The sequence below is a fragment of the Streptomyces sp. NPDC055013 genome, assembly GCF_053608645.1.
Genome location: NZ_JBSGVW010000008.1, coordinates 85,390 through 111,369 on the forward strand (window position 1 = coordinate 85,390; position 25,980 = coordinate 111,369).

The window sequence follows — 25,980 nt, forward strand, 5'->3', positions numbered from 1 at the left end:
CCTACGGCAGCTTCAGCTTGAGAGCGGTCTGCAGCAGCCCCGGCGTGGTCCAGGCCGAGCGCTCTCCCGCGTACGGCGTCCCGAACGCGGTGGTGCCGATGAGGAGTTGCTTGACGGTCCCCTGCGGTGCGGTCACCGGGATCTGGGTCCCGGACGGGGCGGTGACGGTGACGGTGTTGCCGATGCGGTACGCCGTGACGGAGCCCTTCGCGAGAGCGGACTGCCAGGCGGCGCGGCGCTGCAGCTCCGTGCCGATGGCGCTCTGCGCGAGGTTCTCCACCGGGGTGTTGTCGGCGAAGAGCGCCCGGTAGTCGGCGAGCACCTTGTCCAGGACCGGGTACAGCGTCCGGTCCTCGGCCAGGTTGGACTGGTGGGCGTAGTGCGGGCGCGGGTCGTTGCTGATGGCGTGTCCGAGGGCGGTGCGTGCCTCCAGCGGGACGATGTACTCGTCGTATCCGGTGTCCGTGTTGAGCGGGTCGTCCAGGCAGGTGGAGGCGGGATTGTTCTCGCAGATGCCGCTGCCGCCGTCCGCCGTGGAGGTGTAGATCCAGTTGTACTCGTCGACCATCTCCTCCTCGGTACCCACGTTGTAGTACACGTTCATCGGGTACCGGGGCACGGTCAGCGCGGCGCCGACCGGACGCTGCGCGGGATCGCGGGAGTTGTCCGAGGCGATCCACTTGACGCCGTTGTCGGCGAGGGCACGGGCGAGGTTGGGGTTGTCGTCGGGCTGCTGCGGCAGGGTCCTGAGGCCCGAGTGCTCGCCGGTCACGAGTTCCGTGCGGTCGAGCTGGAGACCCTTGGTGACGCCCCAGTTGTGGTTGTCCCTGATCTGCGCCGAAATATCCGCGCGGCTCATGTACCGCGTCGAGCCGTCGGCGTTCTTGGCGCAGCTCCACGGCACGGTCGAGGTGTCCTGGACGCAGCCGAGGAACGGGTGCGTGTAGGTGTGGTTGATCCAGCGGTACTGCGCCCTGTCGGCGAGCAGTTGGCTCGCGAGCGGGTCCGTGCCGCCGTTCTCGCTCTTCCACTCCTCGCCGGAGCCGGCGTTGTAGACCATGTCCAGCTTGAAGCCCTGCTCGCGCTGCCACTGCGCGGCGCGGACCGCGTCCTCGGCCGTCATGCGGATCGGCGGGGTCTCCTCGCCGCCACCGCCCACGCAGTCGATGTCACCGGGCGTGCAGTTGCGCTCGGTGTCCCAGCGGGCGTCGGGCGCGAAGACGTCGTCGACGTGCACCGCGAAGTAGTTGCGGGCCTGGCCGAGGTGGACTCCCTGGGTCAGCCACTCGACGATGCCGCGGGCCAGGACGCGGAACTGCTGCTGGTACTGGTTGTACGCGAAGGTCACGACCAGTTGACGGCGCCCGTCGTTGTTGTACTCGCCGACCAGGCTGCCGCGCCCGGAGCCGCCCGGCACGGGAACGTCGACGTAGCTGGTGAAGCCCGCGCGGGGCCGGGCGACGTAGCCGTAACTCTCCAGTACGGACGGGTCGTTGTCCTCGAACGCGAAGGCGCCGTCGAGGTAGCCGAAGTACCCCGCCCTGCCCTGGGCCGTGACCGAGGCCTGCTGCCCGTCGAGGGTGCCCGCCCAGCCGCCCTCGCTGGTGTAGTCGAGGCCGACGCCCGGGTGGGCCCAGGTGTAGGCGTCGACCTGCGGGATGTTGTAGGTCCGCTCGTAGCTCTCCAGCGCGGTCTGCTCCGCGGAACCCTCACCGAAGGGCGCCTCGTTGGGCAGGACGACGCCCTGGTACTTCGCGCGGGGTGTGCCGTTGACCGTGTCGCTGAGGAACGCGGCGGTGACGGTCGGGCGGTCGGCGTCGGTCAGGTCGACGGTGGTGTACGGGATGCCCGTGCTCTTGAGCTGGGCGGTGATGGCCTGGACGGGGGCGTCGCCGTTGTCCACGACCAGCACCCTGAGATCGATGCGCGGCTCCCCCGCGGCCGCGGCGCCGGGTACTCCCAGTCCCAGCGACAGCAGACCGGCGGCCGCTAGGACGGCAGCCGTGTTTCTCCATCTGTGCGCACTCTGCGCCATTGATCGTTCCTTCCCCCCAGAAGATCCTCTTGCGGCCGGTTGCGATGAATCGGCGGAGGATCCGTGGAAATCATGCAAAGCGGCAAGCTGACAGCTCACCGGAACCAGACGAGTGTGACTCAGCTCACCGGTCCCGAGAATCAGGAAATGACCGCGACGCCACCGACAGGTGAACGACCGAAGGAATGAGCGAACGCTCACACGAGCGTAGGCTCGTCCCGAGTGTTCGCCGTACCGGGGAAGGCCCCGCTGATACCGCACCCATAGGTCGGAACTAGGGTCGGCCGTCGGGCCCGGTCGACCCACACCAATCGGCCACTGCAACTTCACATTGGAAGCGAGATATCACCACCGTGACTGCTCTCACTCTCAGCACCGCCGCGGCGCCCGGCCTGCGCGCCGACGCGATCGTGATCGGTGTCGCCAAGGGCTCTGGTTCCAAGGCCGCGGGACCGGTCGTCGCACCCGGCGCCGAGGCCGTGGACAAGGCGTACGACGGCAAGCTCGCCGGCGTCCTGGAGACCCTCGGTGCCACCGGTGCCGAGGGCGAGGTGACGAAGCTCCCCGCGCCCACCGGCTTCAAGTCCCCGCTCGTGGTGGCGGTCGGTCTGGGCGCCGCGCCCGAGAAGGACGCCGACTACGACGGCGAGGCGCTGCGCAAGGCCGCCGGCGTCGCCGCCCGCGCTCTCGCCGGCTCCAAGAAGGCCGCGTTCGCCCTGCCGCTGACCGGCACCGCGGAAATCGGTGCCGTCGCCGAGGGCGTGCTGCTCGGGGCGTACGCCTTCGACGCGTACAAGGACAACGGCAAGAGCGACCGGGACAAGAAGAACGGCAAGGCTCCCCTCGCCGAGGCCGCGCTGCTCGGCGGCAAGTCCCGCGACAAGGAGCACAAGGCCGCGATCGAGCGCGCCACCGCCGTCGTCGAGGAGCTCAACCGCGCCCGCGACCTGATCAACACCCCGCCCAACGACCTCAACCCCGAGTCCTTCGCCGCGGTCGCCTCGGCGGCGGCCAAGGAGCACGGCATCAAGGTGCAGGTGCTCGACGAGAAGGCGCTGACCAAGGGCGGCTACGGCGGCATCCTCGGCGTCGGCTCCGGATCGGCCGCCGGTCCGCGGCTGGTGAAGCTGACGTACACGCACGCCAAGGCCGACAAGCACCTCGCGCTCGTCGGCAAGGGCATCACCTACGACTCGGGCGGCATTTCGCTGAAGCCGGCCGGGCACAACGAGACGATGAAGTGCGACATGAGCGGCGCCGCCGCCGTGTTCGCCGCCGTCGTCGCCGCCGCGCGGCTCGGTCTCCGGGTGAACATCACCGGCTGGCTGGCCCTCGCCGAGAACATGCCGTCGGGGACCGCCGTGCGCCCCGGTGACGTGCTGCGCATGTACAGCGGCAAGACCGTCGAGGTGCTCAACACGGACGCCGAGGGCCGGCTGGTGCTCGCCGACGCGCTGTGGGCGGCCTCGCAGGAGAAGCCCGACGCGATCGTGGACGTGGCGACGCTGACCGGGGCGATGGTGCTGGCGCTGGGGAACCGGACGTTCGGTGTCATGGCCAACGACGACGCGTTCCGCTCCGCCGTGGTCGAGGCGGCCGAGGAGGTCGGTGAGGCGTCCTGGCCGATGCCGCTGCCGGAGCACCTGCGCAAGGGGATGGACTCGCCCACCGCCGACATCGCCAACATGGGTGAGCGCATGGGCGGCGGGCTGGTCGCGGGACTCTTCCTGCGCGAGTTCGTCGGCGAGGGCATCACCTGGGCGCACATCGACATCGCCGGTCCCGCGTTCAACGAGGGCGGGCCCTTCGGGTACACGCCGAAGGGTGGTACGGGGTCGGCGGTGCGGACGCTGGTCCGGCTCGCCGAGCTGACGGCGGCCGGGGACCTGGGCTGACGTTGTCATGAGTGAGGGGGCTCCGCGCGCGGGTAGGGCGGAGCCCCCTCTTCCATGCCCCCGTCCATGCCCGCTCAACTGAACGTGGGACGTCTCACACACCGGCCCGGCGTCTCGTTCGGTGTGGACAAGTGCGAAGATGGGGCTCGGCAGGACAGGGCCCCACCACAGGGCCGAAGAAAGAGCGGCCGGACACCAGCCGCCGACCGGTCACCGCTGACCGGCGTAGGCGCACATGCATGGAGGACGTGACGTGGCGAACGACGCCAGCACCGTTTTCGACCTAGTGATCCTCGGCGGTGGTAGTGGCGGTTACGCCGCGGCCCTGCGCGGGGCGCAGCTGGGCCTGGACGTCGCCCTGATCGAGAAGGACAAGGTCGGCGGCACCTGCCTGCACCGGGGTTGCATCCCCACCAAGGCCCTGCTGCACGCGGGCGAGATCGCCGACCAGGCTCGTGAGAGCGAGCAGTTCGGTGTGAAGGCCAGCTTCGAGGGCATCGACATCGCCGGTGTCCACAAGTACAAGGACGGCGTGATCTCCGGCCTTTACAAGGGCCTGCAGGGACTCGTCGCCTCCCGCAAGGTGACCTACATCGAGGGTGAGGGCCGGCTGTCCTCCCCCACCTCCGTCGACGTGAACGGTCAGCGCGTCCAGGGCCGCCACGTCCTGCTGGCGACCGGCTCCGTGCCGAAGTCGCTGCCGGGCCTGGAGATCGACGGCAACCGCATCATCTCCTCGGACCACGCCCTCGTCCTGGACCGCGTCCCGAAGTCGGCGATCGTCCTCGGCGGCGGTGTCATCGGCGTCGAGTTCGCCTCCGCCTGGAAGTCCTTCGGCACGGACGTCACCGTCATCGAGGGCCTGAAGCACCTCGTCCCGGTCGAGGACGAGAACAGCTCGAAGCTTCTTGAGCGCGCCTTCCGCAAGCGCGGCATCAAGTTCAACCTGGGCACCTTCTTCTCGAAGGCCGAGTACACCGCCGACGGTGTCAAGGTCACCCTCGCCGACGGCAAGGAGTTCGAGGCCGAGGTCCTGCTGGTCGCCGTGGGCCGCGGCCCGGTCTCCGCCGGCCTCGGCTACGAGGAGCAGGGCGTCGCCATGGACCGCGGCTACGTCCTCGTCGACGAGTACATGCGCACCAACGTCCCGACCATCTCCGCCGTCGGTGACCTCGTCCCGACCCTCCAGCTCGCGCACGTCGGCTTCGCCGAGGGCATCCTGGTGGCGGAGCGTCTGGCCGGTCTCAAGACCGTTCCGATCGACTACGACGGTGTCCCGCGGGTGACCTACTGCCACCCGGAGGTCGCCTCCGTCGGCATCACCGAGGCCAAGGCCAAGGAGATCTACGGCGCGGACAAGGTCGTCGCTCTGAAGTACAACCTCGCGGGCAACGGCAAGAGCAAGATCCTCAACACCGCGGGCGAGATCAAGCTCGTCCAGGTCAAGGACGGCGCCGTGGTCGGCGTCCACATGGTCGGCGACCGCATGGGCGAGCAGGTCGGCGAAGCCCAGCTGATCTACAACTGGGAGGCGCTGCCCGCCGAGGTGGCCCAGCTCATCCACGCCCACCCGACGCAGAACGAGGCGCTCGGCGAGGCCCACCTGGCCCTGGCCGGCAAGCCGCTGCACTCGCACGACTGACCCTCGGTCGACGAAGCGACGACTCAGACTTCCGCAATTCGTAAGGAGCAACCGAAACCATGGCGGTTTCCGTAACCCTTCCGGCGCTCGGCGAGAGCGTCACCGAGGGCACTGTCACCCGCTGGCTGAAGGCCGAGGGTGAGCGCGTCGAGGCCGACGAGCCGCTGCTCGAGGTCTCCACCGACAAGGTCGACACCGAGATCCCCTCCCCCGCCGCCGGCGTCCTGGCCTCCATCAAGGTCGCCGAGGACGAGACGGTCGAGGTCGGTGCCGAGCTGGCCGTGATCGACGACGGCACGGGCGCCCCCGCTGCCGCCCCGGCCCCCGCCGCCGAGCCCGCCCCGGCCGCCGAGCCGGAGCCGGCCCCGCAGGCCGCTGCCCCGTCCACCGAGCAGGCCGCTCCCGCCCCGGCGCCCACCGCCGAGGCCGCCGCCGGCGGCGGTTCCGCCGAGGGCACGGACGTCGTCCTGCCCGCGCTCGGCGAGTCCGTCACCGAGGGCACCGTCACCCGCTGGCTGAAGTCGGTCGGTGACAGCGTCGAGGCCGACGAGCCGCTGCTGGAGGTGTCGACGGACAAGGTCGACACCGAGATCCCCGCCCCGGCCTCCGGCACGCTGCTGGAGATCGTGGTCGGCGAGGACGAGACGGCCGAGGTCGGCGCCAAGCTGGCCGTCATCGGTGCCGCGGGTGCCGCTCCGGCGGCCGCCCCGGCCCAGGAGGCTCCGGCCCCCGCCGCCGCTGCCCCGGCCGCGCCCGCGGCTCCGGCCGCTCCGGCCGCTCCGGCTGCCCCCGCCGCTCCGGCCGCGCCCGCCGCTGCCGCCCCGGCTCCGGCCCAGCCCGCCGCTCCGGCTCCCGCGCCGGCCGCCCCGGCCCCGGTCACCCCGGCTCCGGCCGCTCCGGCCGCCGCCAAGCCGACCGACGAGGGCGCCTACGTCACCCCGCTGGTGCGCAAGCTCGCCGCCGAGAACGGCGTCGACCTGGCCTCCGTCAAGGGCACCGGCGTCGGCGGCCGTATCCGCAAGCAGGACGTCATCGCCGCCGCCGAGGCCGCGAAGACCGCCGCTACCGCCCCGGCTCCGGCCGCGGCTGCTGCTCCGGCCGCCAAGAAGGCGCCGTCCCTGGAGGCCTCCCCCCTCCGTGGCCAGACCGTCAAGATGCCGCGCATCCGCAAGGTCATCGGCGACAACATGGTCAAGGCGCTGCACGAGCAGGCCCAGCTGTCGTCGGTCGTCGAGGTCGACGTGACGCGCCTGATGAAGCTGCGCGGCCGGGCGAAGGACTCCTTCGCCGCCCGCGAAGGCGTCAAGCTCTCCCCGATGCCGTTCTTCGTCAAGGCCGCGGCCCAGGCGCTGAAGGCGCACGCGCCCGTCAACGCCAAGATCAACGAGGCCGAGGGCACGATCACCTACTTCGACACCGAGAACATCGGTATCGCGGTGGACTCGGAGAAGGGCCTGATGACCCCGGTCATCAAGCACGCGGGCGACCTCAACATCGCCGGCATCGCCAAGGCCACGGCCGACCTGGCGGGCAAGGTCCGCGCCAACAAGATCACGCCCGACGAGCTGTCCGGCGCGACCTTCACCATCTCCAACACCGGTTCGCGCGGTGCGCTCTTCGACACGATCATCGTGCCGCCGGGCCAGGTCGCGATCCTCGGTATCGGCGCCACGGTCAAGCGCCCGGCCGTCATCGAGACGGAGGAGGGCACGGTCATCGGCGTCCGCGACATGACGTACCTGACCCTGTCCTACGACCACCGCCTGGTGGACGGTGCCGACGCGGCCCGTTACCTGACGGCGGTCAAGGCGATCCTGGAAGCGGGCGAGTTCGAGGTCGAGCTCGGCCTGTAAGGACGCTGCCGGCTGTATGCGGTCTGCCAGTACGACGATGCCCTCTCCCCGGCTTCCGGGGGGAGGGCATCGCCGTTGTGCCGGGCCGACCGGGCGGGTAAGTCTCCGTGTAAGTCTCGTCTCACCTGCACCAAAGCGCCCCCGTGCGCCCCTCCGTCGGAGCGTCCCGGCCTTATTGTCTAAACGTCAAACGCGCCCTAAGGAGCTCTCATGACCGCCCCCGTCATCCACTCGCTGCGCGAACAGATCCGCGAGCACATCCTGGAGGGGATCATCAGCGGGCGCTGGCAGCCGGGCGAGCGGATCGTGGAGCGACGGATCGCCACCGAGCTGGAGGTCAGTCAGACGCCGGTGCGGGAGGCGCTGCGTGAGCTGGAGTCGCTGCGGCTGATCGAGTCCGCGCCCAACAAGGGCGTACGGGTACGGAGTCTGACGGCGGCCGACCTGGAGGAGAGCTACCCGGTCCGGGCCGGCCTGGAGGCCATCGCCGCGGAACTCGCGGCCGACCGCCTCGCGGAGGACTGCTCCGCCCTGGAGCCGCATGTCGCCGCCCTGTACGAGGCCGACCGCCTCTCCGACGGCACGGGCCAGGTGCGGCACACGGTCGCCTTCCACCGGGAGCTGGTGCGGGCGGCGGGCAACTCGGTGCTGCTGCACACCTGGGAGGGTCTCGGCATCGAGGTGTTCACTGCCCTGTCGATCCGGTGGCTGGGGACGGTGCAGCAGTCGTACGCGGAGGAGCACGAGGAGCTGGTGGCCGCGTTCCAGCGCCGGGATCCGCGGATCGCCGAGATGGTCAAGGCCCACGTACTCGGGTGCGCGCCGCGGCACGAAGGCGAGTAGCCGGGCCCGAGGCTGCCGTCGGGCCTCTGTGACGAGCGCGGCTCCGGACACACGCCCGGTCCGTCACACAGAGGCGGACGTCCGTACCGTCGGCGCTCCCACTGATCGGCCCGCTGCCGCGCCCCGGCCCGCCCGGCCTCTGGCCCACCCCCGGTGGCGTACAGATACAGCAACGACGCCTGGCACGATTCCCGCGTCCCGCGAGCTGGAGACAGCCCTGCGACGCCTGCCGGGGTCAACCGCGCCGAGGTGAACGGCACGCTGGGCTGCGTGTATGTGGAGTGCGGGCCGAAGACGGTGCTCGGGACGACGGGCCAGGGCTTCGGGGCGCCCGGAAGAGAGCACGCCCGCCGAGGACGCTCGGGGCAGCGGGACGGCGGCCCGGGGTGGTCGGGGCGACGACGGCGCAGGGTGTTCCGGACGCTCCAGGACGACACGGGCCGTGCGTGCCCCGGTGGCGGCGGCTGTCGTGGGGTCCCTGGTGACGTCGGCCTCGGGGTCGGTGCTGGTGCCCGCGGTGGCTTCGGGCGCCGTCGATGCGCTGGGGAACGTTCACCCGCAGGCAACCCGTGTGCAGCCTGCCGGATGACATCGGCCCGGACAAAGGAGGCGTAACCCCGCACGACGCACACGAAAGGCGGCCATCATGCCGCGGATACTCGGCACGATCCTGACCCAGGTGGCGATCGCCCTCCTCGAGGCCGTTCTGGTGCGCCTGGCCATCCAGCTCTGGAAGGCGTTCGCCACGAGCGCGCGTCCGGCGGCCGCGCACGCCTGAGGAAATTGCCCGAGAGGTCGGGTCTGGCCACACCTACCGATGGAAGCCGGCCACGGCGACATCCGCGGCCGGCTTCCACGGCATCCACGGCATCCACCGCGATGACGATGCTCCCCTCACCCCGCCAACCGGCCTTCCAGAGCACCCTCGGCGGCACGACCGCAGCCGGAGTCATGGCCTGGGCGGTCGCGGTCGCTCTCGGCCCGCCACCGAGGTGATCACCCGCGAGCAGGTGGCTCGGCATCACCAGGACCACGAGAGCATGACGCACCAGGGCACCGGGTCCGAGCGGAGCGGACAGGCCACCGAGAGCCGAAGCCGCCCAAGCTAGCCGCCCACAACTCATGTGAGCAGGGAAAACGCGGCACCGCGTGCCTGCCCTCCCGGCACCGGATGCCAATTTTCGCGATATCCGGACCTTTTGGCCCTCCACCCTTTGATCGATCATCGATCAGGGAGTTACAGTCACCGACGGGCTTGCACCCAAGCCCTCCGCCCTGTCCTGCCAAAGACAAAGGGCACCCCCGAACCCTTACCGATGAGGGAACCCCCTTCGACTGAGGAAGGCGGCGACATGACCGACCCCAACGCCATCCAGCCGAGCGCGCTCGACCAGCTCCCCGACCGTGATCCGGAGGAGACTGCCGAGTGGCAGGCCTCGCTGGACGCGGTCGCCAAGGCGGCCGGTCCGCACCGCGCCGCATACCTGATGCGCCGCACGCTGGAGCGGGCCGAGGGCACCGGCATCGCGCTGCCGAAGCTCCTCGAGACCGACTACGTCAACACCATCCCGACCGCCGCCGAGCCGTCCGCGCCCGGCGACGAGGCGATGGAATCCCGTATCACCGCATGGAACCGCTGGAACGCGGCCGCCATGGTGACCCGCGGCTCCAAATACGGCGTCGGCGGCCACATCGCCACCTTCGCCTCCGCGGCCTGGCTCTACGAGACCGGCTTCAACCACTTCTTCAAGGGCAAGGAGGCGGACGGCTCCGGCGACCAGCTGTACATCCAGGGCCACGCCTCCCCCGGCATCTACGCCCGCGCCTTCCTCGACGGCCGCCTGAACGAGCAGCAGCTCGACAACTTCCGTCAGGAGGCCGGCGGCGACGGACTCCCGTCGTACCCGCACCCCCGCCGCCTGCCCTGGCTGTGGGAGTTCCCGACGGTGTCCATGGGCCTCGGCCCGCTCTCGGCCATCTACCAGGCCCGCTTCAACCGCTACCTCACCAACCGCGGCATCAAGGACGTCTCCGCGTCCCACGTGTGGGCGTTCCTCGGTGACGGCGAGATGGACGAGCCCGAGTCGACGGCGGCACTCGCCCTGGCCTCCCGTGAGGGCCTGGACAACCTGACCTTCGTCATCAACTGCAACCTGCAGCGCCTCGACGGCCCGGTCCGCGCCAACTTCAAGATCGTGCAGGAGCTGGAGGCCCAGTTCCGCGGCGCCGGCTGGAACGTCGTCAAGACGCTCTGGGGTACGGCGTGGGACGAGCTGTTCCAGCTCGACACGACCGGCGCGCTGGTACGCCGGCTGCGCGAGGTACCCGACGCACAGGTGCAGACGTACCAGACCCGCGACGCCGCCTACATCCGCCAGGACTTCTTCGGCAAGGACCCGGAGCTCGCCGAGATGGCGAAGCTGCTGAGCGACGACAAGATCCTGGAGTGCTTCCACCTCTCCCGCGGTGGTCACGAGGCGCGCAAGGTGTACGCCGCCTACAAGGCCGCCGTCGAGTTCAAGGGCGCGCCGACGGTCATCCTGGCCCAGACGGTCAAGGGCCACACCCTCGGCGAGGGCTTCGCGTCGAAGAACGCCAACCACCAGATGAAGAAGCTGACGGTGGACGAGTTCAAGACGATGCGTGACCTGCTCGAACTCCCCATCTCCGACGCGCAGTTCGTCGACGGCGTGGTCCCCTACGGCCACCCCGGCGCCGACTCCCCCGAGGTCCGCTACCTCCAGGAGCGCCGCGCGGCCCTCGGCGGCCCGGCCCCGGCCCGCCGCGTCCACCCGGTGGCGCCGCTGCCCGCCCCCGCCGAGAAGGCCTTCGCCTCCTTCGACAAGGGCTCCGGCTCCCAGAACGTGGCCACCACGATGGCCTTCGTCCGCCTGATCAAGGACCTGGTCCGCGACAAGGAGTCGGGCAAGCGCTGGGTGCCGATCGTCCCCGACGAGGCGCGCACCTTCGGTATGGAGAGCCTCTTCCCGTCCCTGGGCATCTACTCGCCCAAGGGCCAGACGTACGAGCCGGTCGACCGCGACCAGCTGATGTACTACAAGGAGGCCCAGAACGGCCAGATCCTCAACGAGGGGATCACCGAGGCCGGTTCGATGGCCGACTTCATCGCCGCGTCGACCGCGTACTCCACGCACGGCGAGACGATGATCCCGTTCTACATCTTCTACTCGATGTTCGGCTGGCAGCGCACGGCCGACCAGATGTGGCAGCTCGGCGACCAGCTCGGCCGCGGCTTCCTCGTCGGCGCCACCGCGGGCCGTACGACGCTGACGGGTGAGGGCCTGCAGCACGCCGACGGTCACTCGCCGGTGATCGCGGCGACGAACCCGGCCGCGCTGACGTACGACCCGGCCTTCGCGTACGAGGTCGCGGCGATCGTCAAGGACGGTCTGCGCCGGATGTACGGCGAGGCGGCCCCGGGCGAGGACCAGAACGTCTTCTACTACCTCACCGTCTACAACGAGCCGCTGCCGCAGCCCGCGAAGCCCGCCGTGGACGGCGTCGACGAGGGCATCGTCAAGGGCCTGTACCGCTTCAACACGGCGGAGTCGGCGGGCCTGTCCCCGGTGGCGAACGCCCCGCGCATCCAGCTCCTCGGCTCCGGCACGGCGATCCACTGGACGCTCAAGGCGCAGCAGCTGCTCGCCGAGGAGTGGGGCGTGGCCGCCGACGTCTGGTCGGCGACGTCCTGGACGGAGCTGCGCCGGGACGCCCTCGAGGCCGACGCGGCCCTGTTGCGCGGCGAGGAGCGGGTGCCGTTCGTTCGTCAGGCGCTCCAGGGTGCCGAGGGTCCGGTGCTGGCGGTCTCCGACTACATGCGCCAGGTCCCCGACCAGATCGCGCAGTGGGTCGAGCAGGACTACTCCTCGCTGGGCGCGGACGGCTTCGGCCTCTCCGACACCCGCGAGGCGGCCCGCCGTCACTTCGGCGTCGACGCCGAGTCGATCGTCGTCGCGGCCCTGGCCCAGCTCGCGAAGCGGGGCGAGGTCAAGGCGACGGCCGTGAAGGAAGCGCGCGAGAAGTACGGCCTGTAAGGGCTGACCTTCCTGGTCCGCGGCGAAGGGGTACGGCGACTGCCGTGCCCCTTCGCCGTCATTGGGGCTGTCGTCTTCGCCGTCATCGGTGCCGTCGTCAGCGGGTTCGTTGTCAGTGGGCCCCGGCATGATGGCCGTATGCGTGCTGCCCGGCTCATCAAGATGGTGCTGCTTCTCCAGTCCCGGCCCGCCATGACCGCGGCCGAGCTCGCGCGCGAGCTGGAGGTCTCGGAGCGGACCGTCACACGGGACGCGCAGGCACTGTCCGAGGCCGGGGTCCCGGTGTACGCGGATCGGGGGCGGGCCGGCGGGTACCGGCTCATCGGCGGGTACCGGACCAGGTTGACGGGGCTCGGGCGGAGTGAGGCCGAGGCGCTGTTCCTGAGCGGCGTTCCGGGCGCGCTGCGGGAGATGGGGCTGGAGGACGCGGCCTCCGCCGCCACGCTGAAGGTGTCGGCGGCCCTGATGCCCTCGCTGCGGGACGCCTCCCGTTCCGCCGCCCAGCGGTTCCATCTGGACGCCCCGAACTGGTTCAAGGAGCCGAAGACGCCCGAGCTGCTGCCGGTCGTCGCGGACGCGGTGTGGGACGACCGGCGGATCGTGGCCCGGTACCGGCGCGGGGAGAGCGAGGTCGGGCGGGAGCTGGAGCCGTACGGGCTCGTGCTGAAGGCGGGGGTCTGGTATCTGTGCGCCCGCGTGGCGGGACACGGCTCGTACCGGGTGTACCGCATCGACCGGTTCACCGCCGTGGACCGGGGTGAGGAGCGGTTCGAGCGGGACGGGGAGTTCGATCTGCCGGGCTTCTGGGAGGAGCGGGCCGAGCAGTTCGCGCGGTCCCTGCTGCGGGCCGAAATCGTGGTGCGGGTGTCGCCGGGTGGGGTGCGCCGGTTGCCGTACACCGTCGATCCGCGGTCCGCGCGGGAGGCACTGCGGGCGGCGGACGCCCCGGACGGGGACGGCTGGGTGACGCTGACGCTGCCCGTGGAGTCCGAGGAGGTCGCCCACACCCAGCTCGCGTCACTGGGGCCGGAGATCGAGGTGCTGGCGCCGGAGTCGCTGAGGGAGCGCTTCACGGACGATGCGATACGGCTGGCCGCGCTGTACGAAGCGTGAGCCGGACGCCGGCTGGGCACCGCCCTGCCCGACTGGCCCAAAGGCCCGTGCGCCCATAACAATCCGTCGCACTCCACGTGCGCCCCACCCTCGCAGGGCCGATGCTGGACCCGTGATGGACGAGACGGAGTTCTGGGAGCTGGTGGACCGCGCCCGTGAGGCCGCCGAGGGCGACCCCGAGGAGCAGGCCGACCTGCTCGTGGAGCGGTTGCTCCAGCAGGACCCCGACTCGGTGCTCGACTTCGCCCGTCACTTCGAGGCCCGCTACAACCGCGCGTACACCTGGGATCTGTGGGGCGCCGCCTGGGTTCTGCTGGACGGGGCCAGCGACGACGCGTTCGACTTCTTCCGGTGCTGGCTGATCGGCCAGGGCCGCGAGGTGTACGAGGGCGGTGTGCACGACCCCGACTCGCTCGCCGACCTGCTGGACGACTTCGACGAGGAGTTCGACGGCGACGCCGAGGAGCTCGGTTACGCCGCGGACGAGGCCTACGAACAGCTCACCGGCACCGTCGCCCCCGATCTCGGCATCCCGCCCGCGCCCCCGGAGCCGGAGGGCACGCCGGTCGACTTCGAGAACGAACGGGCGCTGGCGGACCGGTATCCCAAGCTGTGGGAGCGGTTCAAGGACTGAGAAGGGCCGGGCGGCGGAAGGCCCGAGCGGATCACGCCGCGGCGGTCCGCCTGCGGCCGGGATCCGACGGCAGGTACGCCTGTGGCTGCGTCCGGGCCGGGTCGACCTTCACCGTGTGGTGCATCGGCGCCCCGTTGGCCTGGTCGAGCGCGGACGCCGTGACGGCGGCCGGCCCCAGGACGACGGTCGCGACCGCGCAGACCACGGTCCAGACCCGCTTGCTGCTGCGATGGCGCGTGCCGTTGTCACCGCTCATGATCCCCACCTCCGGTCAGTGCGTGTGCATGACGATAGGGAGGCTGGCTCGGGGAGATCGTTGAGTCGGCTACGAGAAGGCTGTGAGGAAGCCTGTGGGGCCTTTCCGGAAGGTTCACGCTCCGTCTCTTGACCGGTTGAGTGATCTCCGGCTTAGGGTGACCGGACCGAACAGGAGCACCCTGCCCATGACCAGCCTGTACGTGCGGGAGATACCGCGCCAGGAGCATCTGGCCCACCTACGGCTGTATCCCGACGCGAGCCATCTGCAGATCCCCGAGTGGGGTGATGTGAAGCCCGACTGGCTGCCGGAGAGCGTGGGGTGGTTCGAGGGCGACGAGATGGTCGCGACGGCGCTGGTCCTGTACCGGCCGCTGCCCGGCACCCGGCGTTACCTGGCCTACCTCCCCGAGGGGCCCGCGATCGACTGGCGTACGCCGCGCCTGGAGCGGTGGCTGGACCCGCTCGTCGCCCACCTGAAGCGGATCGGGGCGTTCTCGGTCCGGATCGGCCCGCCGCTCGTCGTACGCCACTGGGACGCGGCCGACGTGACGGCGGGCATCGCCGACCGCGCGGTGGGGCATCTGCGCGATGTGCCCACGGCCGGCATCGACGGTTACGCCCTCGACGCCGCGGAACGGCTGCGGCGGCTGGGGTGGCGGCGGTGCGAGGAGGACGACGGGAGCGGGTTCGGGCTCGGTCAGCCGCGCTACGGCTGTGAGATCCCGTTGGCGGGGCGCTCGGTGGACGATCTGCGCGCCGCGCTCGCACCGCACTGGGAACAGTCGCTGCGTACGGCCGAGGCGGCGGGCGTCCGGGTCTCGTGGGGTTCGGCGGCCGACCTGCCCGAGTTCTACCGCCTGTACACCGTGACGGCCGCCCGCGACGGCTTCAAGGCCCGCCCGCCGGACTACTTCCGGCGCATGTGGGCGGCCCTGAACGCCGAGGACGAGGACCGGCTGCGGCTCTACCTCGCCGAGTACGACGGCGAGGTGCTCTCCGCGGCCCTCATGATCAGCGTCGGCTCCAGGGCCTGGCACTCCTACGCCGCGTCCGGCCGCCGGGGTCGTGAACTGCGCCCCAGCAGCGCCCTGCTGTGGCGCATGCTGGGCGACGCCCGGGCCGCGGGCGCCGACACCTACGACCTGCGCTCCATCACCCCCACCCTCACCGAGGACCGCCTCCTCGGCCGCCTCCTGTTCAAGACCGGCGCGGGCGGCCGTGCGGTGGAGTACCTCGGCGAGTGGGAACTGCCGGTGGGGAGCCAGGGGCGGGTGCTGCAGCGGGCGTTGGGGGTCTACCTCGGGCGGCGGTGAGGCGGGGCGGGTTTGTGCTGGGGCGGCCCTGGGACCGGTCACACGGGGGCGGCCCTCGGGGCGGGGGGTCACGCCGGGGGCTCGGGGGCGATCACGCCAAGGGCGGCCCCGGGGGCGGGGGCACGCCGGGGACGCCCGCCACGGGACGATCACGCCGAGGCCGCCTGGAGTCGGGGCCGGGTGCGCGATCACGTAGGACCGGCAGGGGCGCGTTCCTTGTCTGCCCTGCGGGCCGGGGTGCCGGCGCCTCCTGCATCTCCGGCTAGGTGTCCTCGGCCGCACAGCTCGGGGGTGAACCGAGGGCGTGCCACGACGACGCCGGCGCCTGACATCACGAGGTGTCCTCGGCGCACGGCCTTCCCGGGGCGAGCAGGGGCACCCCGCGCGTCAGGGCCTTCCCTGCGGACGAGCCGCCGCCACACGCGACTCCGGGGACGGGACGAGCACCGCGCCCGGATGACCGTGCCGACTGCGCCACGGGTCGGCACCGGGGGTGTATCCGGCCGCACGACTCGGGACGGCACCCGCGACACCCCAAGCACCCATGGCTGTGCTGCACGCGGGGCGTCACCTGGCGTCGGAGATCTCCGCGGGCGTACTGCCGCACGGCGGCTCGGACGTGCGTCAGTGCCTGCCCTGCAAGCGGGCCGCCATCTCCCTGATCTCCGGGAGGCGCTCGCTGAGGGCCGCGCCCGGGCAGCTCGTCATGTAGCCGACGTTGTGGCCGGCGACGGCGGGGAACGCCGCGGTGGTGCCGGAGGCGTAGCGGCTGTAGCTGTTGCTGGAGGTCAGTCGGACCTTCGCGCGGGGGTCCGTGTCGGAGAGCCCCAGTTTCCAGGCGGCCAGCGCGGCGATCGCCTCGGTCATCGCCTTCGGCACGGGGACGCCGGCCGTGAAGGTGCCGATGGCGGCGATGCCGGTGGTGCGGTGGTTGAAGCCCTGGGTGTGGGCGCCGGTCACGGGCCGGGCGATGCCGCCCTCGCGGCCCTCGTAGATGGTGCCGCAGCGGTCGACGAGGAAGTTGTAGCCGATGTCGTCCCAGTCGCGTGAGCCGGTCTGGCCCGCGTACACGTACCGGATGATGCGGGGCACGTCGGCGCAGTCGTAGCCGTTGGGCGAGTCCGTGTGGTGGACGAACACGGCGACGACCGTGTCGTCGTAACGCGGGGGCGGCTGGGCGCGCCGGGTCTCGTCGTCGAGCCAGGCCGACCTCGGCAGGATGGCGGGCCGGGGCGCCTGATGCGAGGCGGCGGGCCGCGCCGCGACGGGCCGCGCACCGGCCGCGACGATCCGCTCGACGCCACTCGCGCACAGCCCCAGCGCGAGGACGGCGGCGAGGCCGGGAACACAGCCGAGCAGCGCGAACGCGACGGGGTGCACCCGCCACCCCGAGAGCGGCTGCCACCGACTGCGTGCCTGCACCTGCGCCCACCGACCGGCCGACGGCCGCACGACCCCGGCCTGCGGCACATCACCGGGCACCGGCCCGATCTGCCCTTCCGGCACGGCCTGCTGCGGTCGCGGTTGCGACTGCCCCTGATGCCCCTGATTCCCCTGGAGGGCAGGTTCCTGTCCGGTGGTGGACGGCCCTTGGGGAGCCGACTGGTTGTCTACGGGCGGCTCATCCCCCGCGGGCGGTTGATCCCGCAAGGGTGGCCCGCCCCGCAGTACGGGCCCTTCCCCCTCCACCCGCCCCGTAACGGGCCCGCCGGCAGCCTCCTCCAAACCGTCCGCGCCGGCTCCCCGCGAAGTGTCCCGCGACGGTTCGCCGACCGATGCCGACGCATCCCCCGCCGCACCGTCCAGGCCCGCTGTCCGCGCAGCCCCCGTCGAATCCCCCCGTAACGGCTCCCGGCCCGCACCTCCCCCAGCCCCCCGCACGTCCCCCGGCGCAGCCTCACCCTGGCCCCGGTCCACCCCCCGCATTCCCGCAGCCCACGGTATTCGTACGGCACGTGGTCTTCGTCTCCCCCGTGTTCCTCGGAAGACCCTTCGGGTTACCCGTCGGAAGGCACGCATGGTCCTACTGTCCGACGGATCCGGTCCGCCCGCGATGTGTGGTGTGACACCCGGTGGAACCATCGTCCTTGTCCAGGGCGTTTCTCCAGGTGCACGCGGCGTGGCCGGTTCCCGGCGGTGCGTGCGCGGGCACTGATCAACAGGCGCCCCGCGCGCGTACTAAGGGGTCCGAGAGAAAGGCGGCTCTGTGGACCTGCTCGACATCCTGCTGTTGCTGGTGATCCTGGCCTACGCGGCGTCCGGATACCGGCGCGGACTGGTGGCCGGATGCCTCTCGCTGGCCGGCTTCGTGGGCGGCGCGGCGATCGGCGTATGGATCCTGCCGTGGATGATGGACCTGGTCACTCCGGGTACGACGGGGGCGACCGTGACCGCCGTGCTCACCGTGCTGCTCCCGGCGGTGCTGGTGCACGAGCTGGCGGGACGGCTGGCGCTGCGGCTGCGAAGGGAGCTGGACCGCGGACCGCTCAGGGTGGCGGACGGCGTCGGCGGGGCCGTGGCCAACTCGGTGGCCGTGCTGATCGTGGCCTGGGTGGCCGCAAGCGTTCTCGCCGCGTCCTCCTCCCCGCTGCTGACCTCCGCCATCCGGGACTCCCGGCTGCTCGGGACCGTGCAGGACGCGATGCCGGACACGACCCCCGCCTGGTTCTCAGGAGCCACCTCCGCGCTCACCGAAGCAGGCTTCCCGCAGGTCTTCAACCCCTTCGAGAACGAGTCGACCGCCGAGGTCGCCGAGCCCTCCGGCGACAGCGTCACGACGGCCGCTGCGAACGCCGCCAAGCTCAGCACGGTCAAGATCGAGGGCACCGCGGGCACCCAGGGCCGCGAGGGCAGCGGCTTCGTCTACTCCCCGCAGCACGTGATGACCAACGCCCATGTGGTGGCCGGCATCGACGCACCCAGCGTCCGGGTCGGCGGCGTCGGGCGGTCGTACGAGTCGCGGGTGGTGCTCTTCGACCCGGACCGGGACGTCGCCGTGCTGTATGTCCCGGATCTGCGCGCCCCCGTCCTGTCGTTCGACGACGAGGCCACCCGCGGCGACTCGGCGGTCGTTGCGGGCTATCCGCAGGACGGCGACCTGAACCTCCAGGCGGCGACGGTCGCGAACCGGGTGCGGGCGACCGGCCAGAACATCTACAACGACGAGACCGTCACCCGCGAGATCTACTCGATCCGCTCCACCGTCCGTCCCGGCAACTCCGGCGGCCCGCTCCTGACCACCGACGGCAAGGTGTTCGGCGTCGTCTTCGCCCGCTCCACCTCCGACGACCGGACCGGCTACGTCCTCACGGTCGCCGAGGTCGCCGCCGACGCCAAGCGCGCGGCCGACGCGACGGCGGCGGTGGACACGGGGGAGCTCGTCACCTCATGAGGCCCTGGGGTGCCGGTGTCAGAGACTGCGCCCCATGAGCACATCGTCCACGTACCGCCCGTCCAGGAAGAACTCCTCGGGCAGCACCCCCTCCACCACGAACCCCTCGGACTCGTACAGCTTGCGCGCCGGCGTGTTGTGACCGAGGACGCGCAGGGTGAGCCGGCGTGCGCCCCTGCGGCGCGTCTCCTCCACGGCCGCCCGGATCAGCGCCCGGCCGACGCCGAGGCCACGGGTCTCGTCGGCGACGGCGAGGCCCTGGATCTGCCGGACGTGGGTGTTACAGGCGAGCGGAGTGGGGAAGCCGAGGCGGACGTAGCCGACGATACGGCGGTCGAGTTCCGCGACCAGATGGTCGCCCGGGGCGTGGTGCTCGGAGAAGAACGGCGGGTAGGGCGGGCGCGGTTCGGGCACGACCGCGTGCATCGGCGACCACGTGACACGGTCGAGGTGGGACAGCTCTTCCTCGTCATCGGGCAGAGCAGCGCGTATACGGGCTTTGTACGACTCGGGCATGAGCGTCACCCTACGACCGGAGCCCGGGAACCCGACCGGGGTTTTATGTGGTCAACGGCAGGATTGAGGTCATGGAACTTTCAAGAATCGCGGTGGCCGGCTCCTCCGGACTGATCGGCAGCGCGTTGGTGCGGTCGCTGGTCGCGGACGGGCACGAGGTGGTGCGGCTGGTGCGCCGTGCACCCGGCTCGGCGGACGAGGTCCGGTGGGACCCCGAGCGCACGTACGTGGACACGGCCGGGCTCGCCGGGTGCGACGCCGTGGTCAATCTGGCCGGCGCGAACGTGGGCTCGCGGCGCTGGACGGATGCGTACAAGGCGAAGCTCCGGAGCGGCCGGGTGCAGGGTACGGCGGCGCTGGCGAAGGCGATGGCGTCGCTGGACGAGCCGCCGCGGGTGTTCGTGAACGGCAGCGCGATCGGCTACTACGGCGAGACCGGCGAGCGGGCCGTCGACGAGAGCGCCCCGCCCGGGGAGGGCTTCCTGCCCTCGCTGGCCGTGGAGTGGGAAGGCGCGGCTGCGCCCGCTCAGGAGGCGGGCGTTCGGACGGTGTTCCCGCGCACGGGGCTGGTGGTGGCCCGGCAGGGCGGGGCCTGGGGGCGGCTGTTCCCGCTGTTCAAGGCGGGGCTCGGCGGACGACTGGGGGACGGACGGCAGTACTGGTCGTTCGTCTCGCTGCACGACGAGGTGGCCGCGATCCGGCATCTGATCGACCGGGACGATCTGTCGGGCCCGTTCAATGTGACGGCGCCGCAGCCGCTGACGAACCGTGAGATCACCGAGGCGATGGGGCGGGTACTGCACCGGCCGACGCCCTTCCCGGTCCCCGAGCCGGTGCTGCGGACGGTGCTCGGCGAGTTGGCCGGGGATGTGCTGGGCAGCCAACGGGTGCTGCCGAAGCGGCTGCTGGAGTCCGGATTCACCTTCGCGTTCCCGGACATCGAGGGGGCGATCCGAGCTGCCGCCAAGTAATCGAAGGGTCAAGCCGGGCACCCGCCATGTATCGATCGGGCGGCACCGAGCGCCCGCATGCGACCACTGTGCGACCGTGCTCTGCCCATGCGCGACTGTTTTTGACCGATCACGGCCCTAACCTCGACCCGAACTCGGGTATCCCCGGAGCCGGTTGGGGGCATGACGTCTCCACCGGCCGCGCAACCTCGAGGAGGGGCACGTGCTTGAGCCCGCGTACCAGGCGGATGTCGTCATCGTGGGAGCCGGGGTCGCCGGACTCTCCGCGGCACATCGGCTGACCAGCGCAGGAGTGAGGACCGCAGTGCTGGAGGCCGCCCCTTACCCGGGCGGCCGCATGTCGACCGAGAAGGTCGACGGGTTCCGGCTCGACCGGATCGGGCAGCTTCTGTCGACGTCGTATCCGGAGCTACGGCTGACACCGGGGCTCGACGCGCTGGCGCTGCGCACCTTCGCGCCGGGCGTACTGCTGCACAGCGACGGGCGCCGGCATCGCGCGGGCGCGGTGGCGAGCCCGTTGAGCGCCCGGCGCGCGAGGGGCGCACTCCACGTGGTGCGCGCCCTGGCGAGCGCCCCGAGGACCGGGCCCGTACGGGGAGTTCCGGGACAGACGCCCATACCGCGGGTCCGCGCGGGCGCACCGCTGGGTACGGCCGTCGACCAGGCCCGGCTCGGCGCCGCGCTCGCCCGGCTGGCCGGCCTTCCCGTCGAACGGTTGCTGGCCCGCCCCGAGTTGCCCGCCGCGCAGGCGCTCGCGGAGCGGGGTGTTCCGGCGCGCACGATCGACGGCTTCCTGCGGCCACTGCTCGCCGCGCTGCTGTGCGACCCGGAGCTGACGACATCGAGCCGGTGCGCGGATCTTGCGCTGCGTTCCTTCGCGAGCGGACGGATGTGCGTGCCCGAGGGCGGCGCCGAGGCGCTGCCGGAGCTGCTGGCACGGGCGTTGCCGCCGGGAACCGTGCACACCGGTGTGCGGGTCACGTCGGTCGCCACGACGTCCGTGACCACCGCCGAGCACGGCGAGATCCGCTGCCGGGCCGTCCTGCTGGCGACGGACGCACGGACCGCCGCCGAACTGCTGCCGGGCCTGCGCGTACCGGACTTCCACCCGGTGACCGTCGTCCACCACACGACCGACGAGCCGCCGGCGACCGGTGCCTCGCTGCTGCTCGACGCGGACCGGGGCGGCCCGGTCGCGCACACGGCGGTGATCAGCCAGATCGACCCGAGCCGCGCACCGGCGGGCCGCACGCTCGTGTCGTCGACGGTCCTCGGCACGCCACCGCCCGACGTCGACACGGCCGTGCGGATGCACCTGTCCCGCCTCTACGGCACCTCCACCGCACGCTGGGAGACCCTCGCCGTGCACCACACCCCGGAGGCCGTCCCCGCGATGCGCCCGCCCCACGACCTGCGCCGCCCGGTGCGCCTCCTGGCGGGCCTGTACGTCTGCGGCGACCACCGCGACACCAGCACGGTCCAGGGAGCCCTGCACTCGGCCCACCGGGCCGCGGCGGCGATCCTGACGGACCTGGGGACAGCGGGCTCCCTGCACCGAGCGGAACCGCTACGGGCAGCCGCATAGGCCTCGGGGGACCCCGCGCCCCTTCTCGGGGGCGCGGGGCTGTGTCGAAATGCGGCTCCGCCGCTCGGGCGCGACCAGCCACAACGCGGCCACAGAGGGCACACCTCCGGTCGCAGTCACGGCGATGCCCCCTACCCCAACGCCGCGACCTTGTCCCGATACCCCCGCACCGGCGCCGCATCCCGATACGGCTCCAGCCTCCGCTCGAAGTCCCGGACATACTCGACCGCCCGTACCGACCGCATCTCCGCGGCAGCGCCCGCCGCCTCCGCGCCCAACGCGCAGGCCTGGTCGAGCTCGCCGAGGCCGAGGCGGGCGGAGGCGAGGACGACACGGGAGAAGAGGCGGCTGCGGGCGTAGGCGGGGGCGCGCAGTTGCAGGGACCGCTCGGCATGCTGCGCCGCCGCGCGGAACTGCTGCAGGTCCCGGTGACAGTGGCCGAACTCGTCGGCGAGCTGCGCCTCGTCGAAGAAGCGCGCCCAGTGCGGGACGTCATCGACGGGGCGGGCCGCTTCGAGGGCGCGTTCGGCCCGCACCAGGGAGGCGGTGCAGGCGCGCACCTCGCCCAGTACGCCGTGTCCGCGCGCCTCGCACGCGTGCAGCAGGGCCTGCACGACCGGCGGCGCGCTGGTCCCCACGCCCTGCTGGGCCACGCGCGCGAGCTGGACGGCCTCACGGCCGTGCCCGAGGTAGACGGCCTGGCGGCTCATGGTGACCAGGACGTACGAGCCGAACGCGCGGTCACCGGCCGCCTGCGCGAGCCGCAGCGACTGCACGAAGTAGCGCTGGGCGAGCCCGTGCGCCGCGATGTCGTACGACGTCCAGCCCGCGAGCCTCGTGAGATCCGCGGCGGCCGCGAACAGACGGCGGCCGGTCTGCTCGCCGTAGGTGCCGCGCAGCATCGGCTCGCACTCGTGCTCCAGATAGCGCACCAGGGCCTGCCGGGCGTGGCCGCCGCCGTACATGTCGTCGAGGGAGCGGAACAGCTCGCCGACCGAGCGCAGCGCGGCGATGTCGCCGCCGGTGACCTTCTGGCCGGGGCCGCGCTCGGCCTGCCCGCGCTGGCGGGGTACGGCCGTCGGCCGGCCCTGCACCGGGATGCGGGCGATCGCCTCACCCCGGGCCACCTTCTCGTCGGCGCGGCCGATCAGCCAGTCCCGGCTGGGCACGACGAGGCCGGCCGGAGTGAACGCGATCTTGCGCAGCTCGGCGTGACTGCCGGAGTCCTTGCGCCACAGGCCGCTGACGATGTCGACGGCCTCTTCCGGTGTCGCGGCGAACTCCAGCCCCGCGTACACGGGCGCGCAGGCGTCGAGGCCGAGGTCCTGGGCGGAGAGCCGGCGGCCGAGGCGGCGCGTGAAGACCTCGGCGATGAGCGCGGGCGTCGTACCGCGTGGCTGCTGTCCGCGCAGCCAGCGGGTGACCGAGGTCTTGTCGTATCTGAGATCAAGCCCGTGTTCGAGGCCGAGCTGGTCCACCCGGCGGGCGAGACCCGCGTTGGAGAATCCCGCTTCTGCGATGAGCGCGGCGAGCTGGCGGTTGGGAGTGCGCTGCGCGGGTCGTTCCGTCATCTGCGGTGCGGTCTCCTGCCTTTCGGGCCTTGCGGGGCCGTGCGGCCGCGGGTGCCCGGATTGCCGGTGAGCAGCCCTTTTGGCCTGCTCGAACGGCGCGAATGTAGCGGAGAGTAAGCAGCCGATCGCACATTTCGCCGCCCATTCATCCGATCGTGTGAGGATTGCCCTACCGGGCTGACGCAGACCGCGAGACGTCACCCGAACGAGCCGGTCGTACAGTGGCGTAGGCACTCTTTGTGCCTTACGACCTTCTAGGCACCAGGGAGGCGCTTGCCGTGAGTGAGTTGCGGTTCGTGCGCATGGGGTTCGGGGTGGACGCCGTCGAGTACCAGCAGGCGTGGGACGAGCAGCGCCGGGTGCACGCGGCGCGCTTCGAGGACGAGATCCCCGACACGGTTCTGCTGCTCGAGCACCCTCCGGTGTACACGGCGGGCCGGCGCACGGCGGACAACGAGCGGCCCCTGGACGGCACGCCGGTCATCGACGTGGACCGCGGCGGCAAGATCACCTGGCACGGCCCGGGCCAGCTCGTCGGCTACCCGATCCAGAAGCTGCCGCGCCCCGTGGACGTCGTGGCCCACGTACGGCGGCTGGAGGAGGCCCTGATCCGCACCTGTGCGGAGTTCGGCCTGGAGACCACCCGCGTCGAGGGCCGCAGCGGGGTGTGGGTCCTGGGCGACCCGGTCGAACAGCGTCCGTCGTTCGGCGGACTCGCGCTGGACTTCGACCCCCGCCTGACGGACGACGAGTTCGACCCGCGTCTGAACGGCCCCGAGTACGCCCCCTCCAACGCCGGCCAGCGGCGCGAGGACCGCAAGATCGCGGCGATCGGGATCCGGGTCGCGAAGGGCGTGACCATGCACGGCTTCGCCCTGAACGTGAACCCGGACAACAAGTGGTTCGACCGGATCATCCCGTGCGGCATCCGCGACGCGGGCGTCGCCTCGCTGGCCGCCGAGCTCGGCAGGGACGTCACGATCGAGGAGGTGCTGCCGGTCGCCGAGCGGCATCTGCGCGACGTGGTGGAGAACGCGGACCTGAAGCCGCGGGAGATCGAGAAGGCGACCGCCTGACGCCGGGAATCAGCCCCGGAGCGATGAGGTTGGCCTGACAGCAGGGCTTGGTTAGCACGGGCGTACCCTGGTGTACGCCGAAGAATCGAAGCACAGGGAGCCGACGTGTCCGCAGTCTCACCGGACGGACGCAAGATGCTGCGCCTGGAGGTCCGCAACGCCCAGACCCCCATCGAGCGCAAGCCCGAGTGGATCAAGACGCGGGCGAAAATGGGCCCCGAGTACACGAAGATGCAGAACCTCGTGAAGAGCGAGGGCCTGCACACGGTCTGCCAGGAAGCCGGCTGCCCCAACATCTACGAGTGCTGGGAGGACCGCGAGGCGACCTTCCTCATCGGTGGCGACCAGTGCACCCGGCGCTGTGACTTCTGCCAGATCGACACCGGCAAGCCCGAGGCGCTCGACCGCGACGAGCCGCGCCGCGTCGGCGAGTCCGTGGTCACCATGGACCTGAACTACGCCACCATCACCGGCGTCGCCCGCGACGACCTCCCGGACGGCGGCGCCTGGCTGTACGCCGAGACCGTGCGCCAGATCCACCAGCAGACCGCCGAGCGCGAGGCCGGCCGCACCAAGGTCGAGTTGCTCGCCCCCGACTTCAACGCCGTGCCGGAGCTGCTGCAGGAGGTCTTCGCCTCCCGCCCCGAGGTCTTCGCGCACAACGTCGAGACGGTGCCCCGGATCTTCAAGCGCATCCGCCCCGGCTTCCGCTACGAGCGCTCCCTGAAGGTCATCACCGAGGCCCGCGACTACGGCCTGGTCACCAAGTCCAACCTCATCCTCGGCATGGGCGAGACCCGCGAGGAGATCAGCGAGGCGCTCCAGCAGCTGCACGACGCGGGCTGCGAGCTGGTGACCATCACGCAGTACCTGCGCCCGTCCGTGCGCCACCACCCGGTGGAGCGCTGGGTCAAGCCGCAGGAGTTCGTGGAGCTGAAGGACGAGGCCGAGCAGATCGGCTTCTCCGGCGTGATGTCCGGCCCGCTGGTGCGGTCCTCGTACCGTGCCGGACGCCTCTACCAGATGGCCATCGAGAAGCGGGGTTCCTACGTCGCCTCGCAGGCCGTCTGATGGCACGGAGTGCCACTCGGTTCATGTGAACCTGCGCACAAGCAACTGCCCTTCGGCAGCGGCCGATTGACGCGGTCCTGGACGTCCCCGCAGATAGGGGGAACGTCAGGGCCGCGTCAAGCGTTTCGAGCCGCGCATCAAGGTTTCATTGGTGTTTG

Annotated in this window: 19 protein-coding genes; 14 read left to right on the forward strand and 5 right to left on the reverse strand. The window is 71.5% G+C overall.

All coding sequences use genetic code 11. The features are described from left to right. Window position 1: 1 nt before the first annotated feature. Window positions 2-2,035, reverse strand: a complete 2,034-nt coding sequence (locus ACWGDB_RS12930) for a hypothetical protein (RefSeq protein ID WP_453822462.1) — start codon at window positions 2,033-2,035, stop codon at window positions 2-4. A 353-nt stretch (window positions 2,036-2,388) separates the two neighbouring features. Between ACWGDB_RS12930 and ACWGDB_RS12935 the strand changes: the two genes are divergently transcribed. The 8 genes from ACWGDB_RS12935 (at window position 2,389) to ACWGDB_RS12970 (ending at window position 14,070) form a co-directional block, all read left to right on the forward strand. Further along, complete coding sequence (locus tag ACWGDB_RS12935; protein WP_453822463.1) at window positions 2,389-3,930, forward strand: leucyl aminopeptidase; 1,542 nt, start codon at window positions 2,389-2,391, stop codon at window positions 3,928-3,930. Window positions 3,931-4,183: 253 nt separating this feature from the next. Continuing rightward, a complete protein-coding gene (lpdA, locus tag ACWGDB_RS12940; protein ID WP_328882142.1) occupies window positions 4,184-5,572 on the forward strand; it encodes a dihydrolipoyl dehydrogenase in 1,389 nt (462 codons plus the stop codon). 59 nt (window positions 5,573-5,631) lie between these two features. Next, window positions 5,632-7,425 carry a 2-oxoglutarate dehydrogenase, E2 component, dihydrolipoamide succinyltransferase gene (sucB, locus tag ACWGDB_RS12945; RefSeq protein WP_453822464.1) on the forward strand — a complete coding sequence of 598 codons (1,794 nt, stop codon included), beginning with the start codon at window positions 5,632-5,634 and terminating at the stop codon, window positions 7,423-7,425. Between the two features lie 210 nt (window positions 7,426-7,635). Beyond that, on the forward strand, window positions 7,636-8,268 hold the full coding sequence (locus ACWGDB_RS12950) for a GntR family transcriptional regulator (protein ID WP_383596331.1): 633 nt from the start codon (window positions 7,636-7,638) through the stop codon (window positions 8,266-8,268). A 646-nt stretch (window positions 8,269-8,914) separates the two neighbouring features. Continuing rightward, window positions 8,915-9,046 (forward strand): hypothetical protein, encoded by a 132-nt coding sequence (locus ACWGDB_RS12955; RefSeq protein WP_453822465.1) that lies wholly within the window; start codon window positions 8,915-8,917, stop codon window positions 9,044-9,046. Between the two features lie 574 nt (window positions 9,047-9,620). Then, window positions 9,621-12,323, forward strand: coding sequence for a pyruvate dehydrogenase (acetyl-transferring), homodimeric type (gene aceE / locus ACWGDB_RS12960; RefSeq protein ID WP_453822466.1), 2,703 nt, complete (start codon window positions 9,621-9,623; stop codon window positions 12,321-12,323). A 138-nt stretch (window positions 12,324-12,461) separates the two neighbouring features. Then, window positions 12,462-13,436, forward strand: a complete 975-nt coding sequence (locus ACWGDB_RS12965) for a helix-turn-helix transcriptional regulator (RefSeq protein ID WP_453822467.1) — start codon at window positions 12,462-12,464, stop codon at window positions 13,434-13,436. A gap of 115 nt (window positions 13,437-13,551) precedes the next feature. Next, a complete protein-coding gene (locus ACWGDB_RS12970) occupies window positions 13,552-14,070 on the forward strand; it encodes a DUF4240 domain-containing protein (RefSeq protein WP_453822607.1) in 519 nt (172 codons plus the stop codon). A gap of 31 nt (window positions 14,071-14,101) precedes the next feature. Here the strand turns inward: ACWGDB_RS12970 and ACWGDB_RS12975 are convergent, their stop codons facing one another. Next, on the reverse strand, window positions 14,102-14,326 hold the full coding sequence (locus ACWGDB_RS12975) for a hypothetical protein (RefSeq protein WP_453822468.1): 225 nt from the start codon (window positions 14,324-14,326) through the stop codon (window positions 14,102-14,104). A 187-nt stretch (window positions 14,327-14,513) separates the two neighbouring features. On the opposite strand from ACWGDB_RS12975, the gene ACWGDB_RS12980 reads away from it, so the two are divergent. Further along, on the forward strand, window positions 14,514-15,641 hold the full coding sequence (locus ACWGDB_RS12980; protein ID WP_453822469.1) for a lipid II:glycine glycyltransferase FemX: 1,128 nt from the start codon (window positions 14,514-14,516) through the stop codon (window positions 15,639-15,641). Window positions 15,642-16,265: 624 nt separating this feature from the next. Here the strand turns inward: ACWGDB_RS12980 and ACWGDB_RS12985 are convergent. Next, window positions 16,266-17,021 (reverse strand): peptidoglycan recognition protein family protein, encoded by a 756-nt coding sequence (locus ACWGDB_RS12985; protein ID WP_453822608.1) that lies wholly within the window; start codon window positions 17,019-17,021, stop codon window positions 16,266-16,268. A gap of 826 nt (window positions 17,022-17,847) precedes the next feature. Between ACWGDB_RS12985 and ACWGDB_RS12990 the strand changes: the two genes are divergently transcribed. Next, on the forward strand, window positions 17,848-19,032 hold the full coding sequence (locus ACWGDB_RS12990) for a MarP family serine protease (protein ID WP_453822470.1): 1,185 nt from the start codon (window positions 17,848-17,850) through the stop codon (window positions 19,030-19,032). Window positions 19,033-19,050: 18 nt separating this feature from the next. Here the strand turns inward: ACWGDB_RS12990 and ACWGDB_RS12995 are convergent, their stop codons facing one another. Beyond that, window positions 19,051-19,548, reverse strand: coding sequence for an N-acetyltransferase family protein (locus ACWGDB_RS12995; protein WP_453822471.1), 498 nt, complete (start codon window positions 19,546-19,548; stop codon window positions 19,051-19,053). Window positions 19,549-19,619: 71 nt separating this feature from the next. On the opposite strand from ACWGDB_RS12995, the gene ACWGDB_RS13000 reads away from it, so the two are divergent. Further along, window positions 19,620-20,519 carry a TIGR01777 family oxidoreductase gene (locus ACWGDB_RS13000; protein WP_453822472.1) on the forward strand — a complete coding sequence of 300 codons (900 nt, stop codon included), beginning with the start codon at window positions 19,620-19,622 and terminating at the stop codon, window positions 20,517-20,519. A 202-nt stretch (window positions 20,520-20,721) separates the two neighbouring features. Then, window positions 20,722-22,104 carry an NAD(P)/FAD-dependent oxidoreductase gene (locus ACWGDB_RS13005; protein WP_453822473.1) on the forward strand — a complete coding sequence of 461 codons (1,383 nt, stop codon included), beginning with the start codon at window positions 20,722-20,724 and terminating at the stop codon, window positions 22,102-22,104. A gap of 131 nt (window positions 22,105-22,235) precedes the next feature. Here ACWGDB_RS13005 and ACWGDB_RS13010 read toward each other — a convergent pair whose 3' ends face one another. After that, window positions 22,236-23,675: a regulator gene (locus ACWGDB_RS13010; protein ID WP_383596303.1), complete on the reverse strand. Its 1,440-nt coding sequence runs from the start codon at window positions 23,673-23,675 to the stop codon at window positions 22,236-22,238. A gap of 278 nt (window positions 23,676-23,953) precedes the next feature. Between ACWGDB_RS13010 and lipB the strand changes: the two genes are divergently transcribed. Then, window positions 23,954-24,751, forward strand: a complete 798-nt coding sequence (lipB, locus tag ACWGDB_RS13015) for a lipoyl(octanoyl) transferase LipB (RefSeq protein ID WP_453822474.1) — start codon at window positions 23,954-23,956, stop codon at window positions 24,749-24,751. A 105-nt stretch (window positions 24,752-24,856) separates the two neighbouring features. Further along, window positions 24,857-25,822: a lipoyl synthase gene (gene lipA, locus ACWGDB_RS13020; protein ID WP_453822475.1), complete on the forward strand. Its 966-nt coding sequence runs from the start codon at window positions 24,857-24,859 to the stop codon at window positions 25,820-25,822. The last annotated feature ends 158 nt before the right edge of the window (window positions 25,823-25,980 follow it).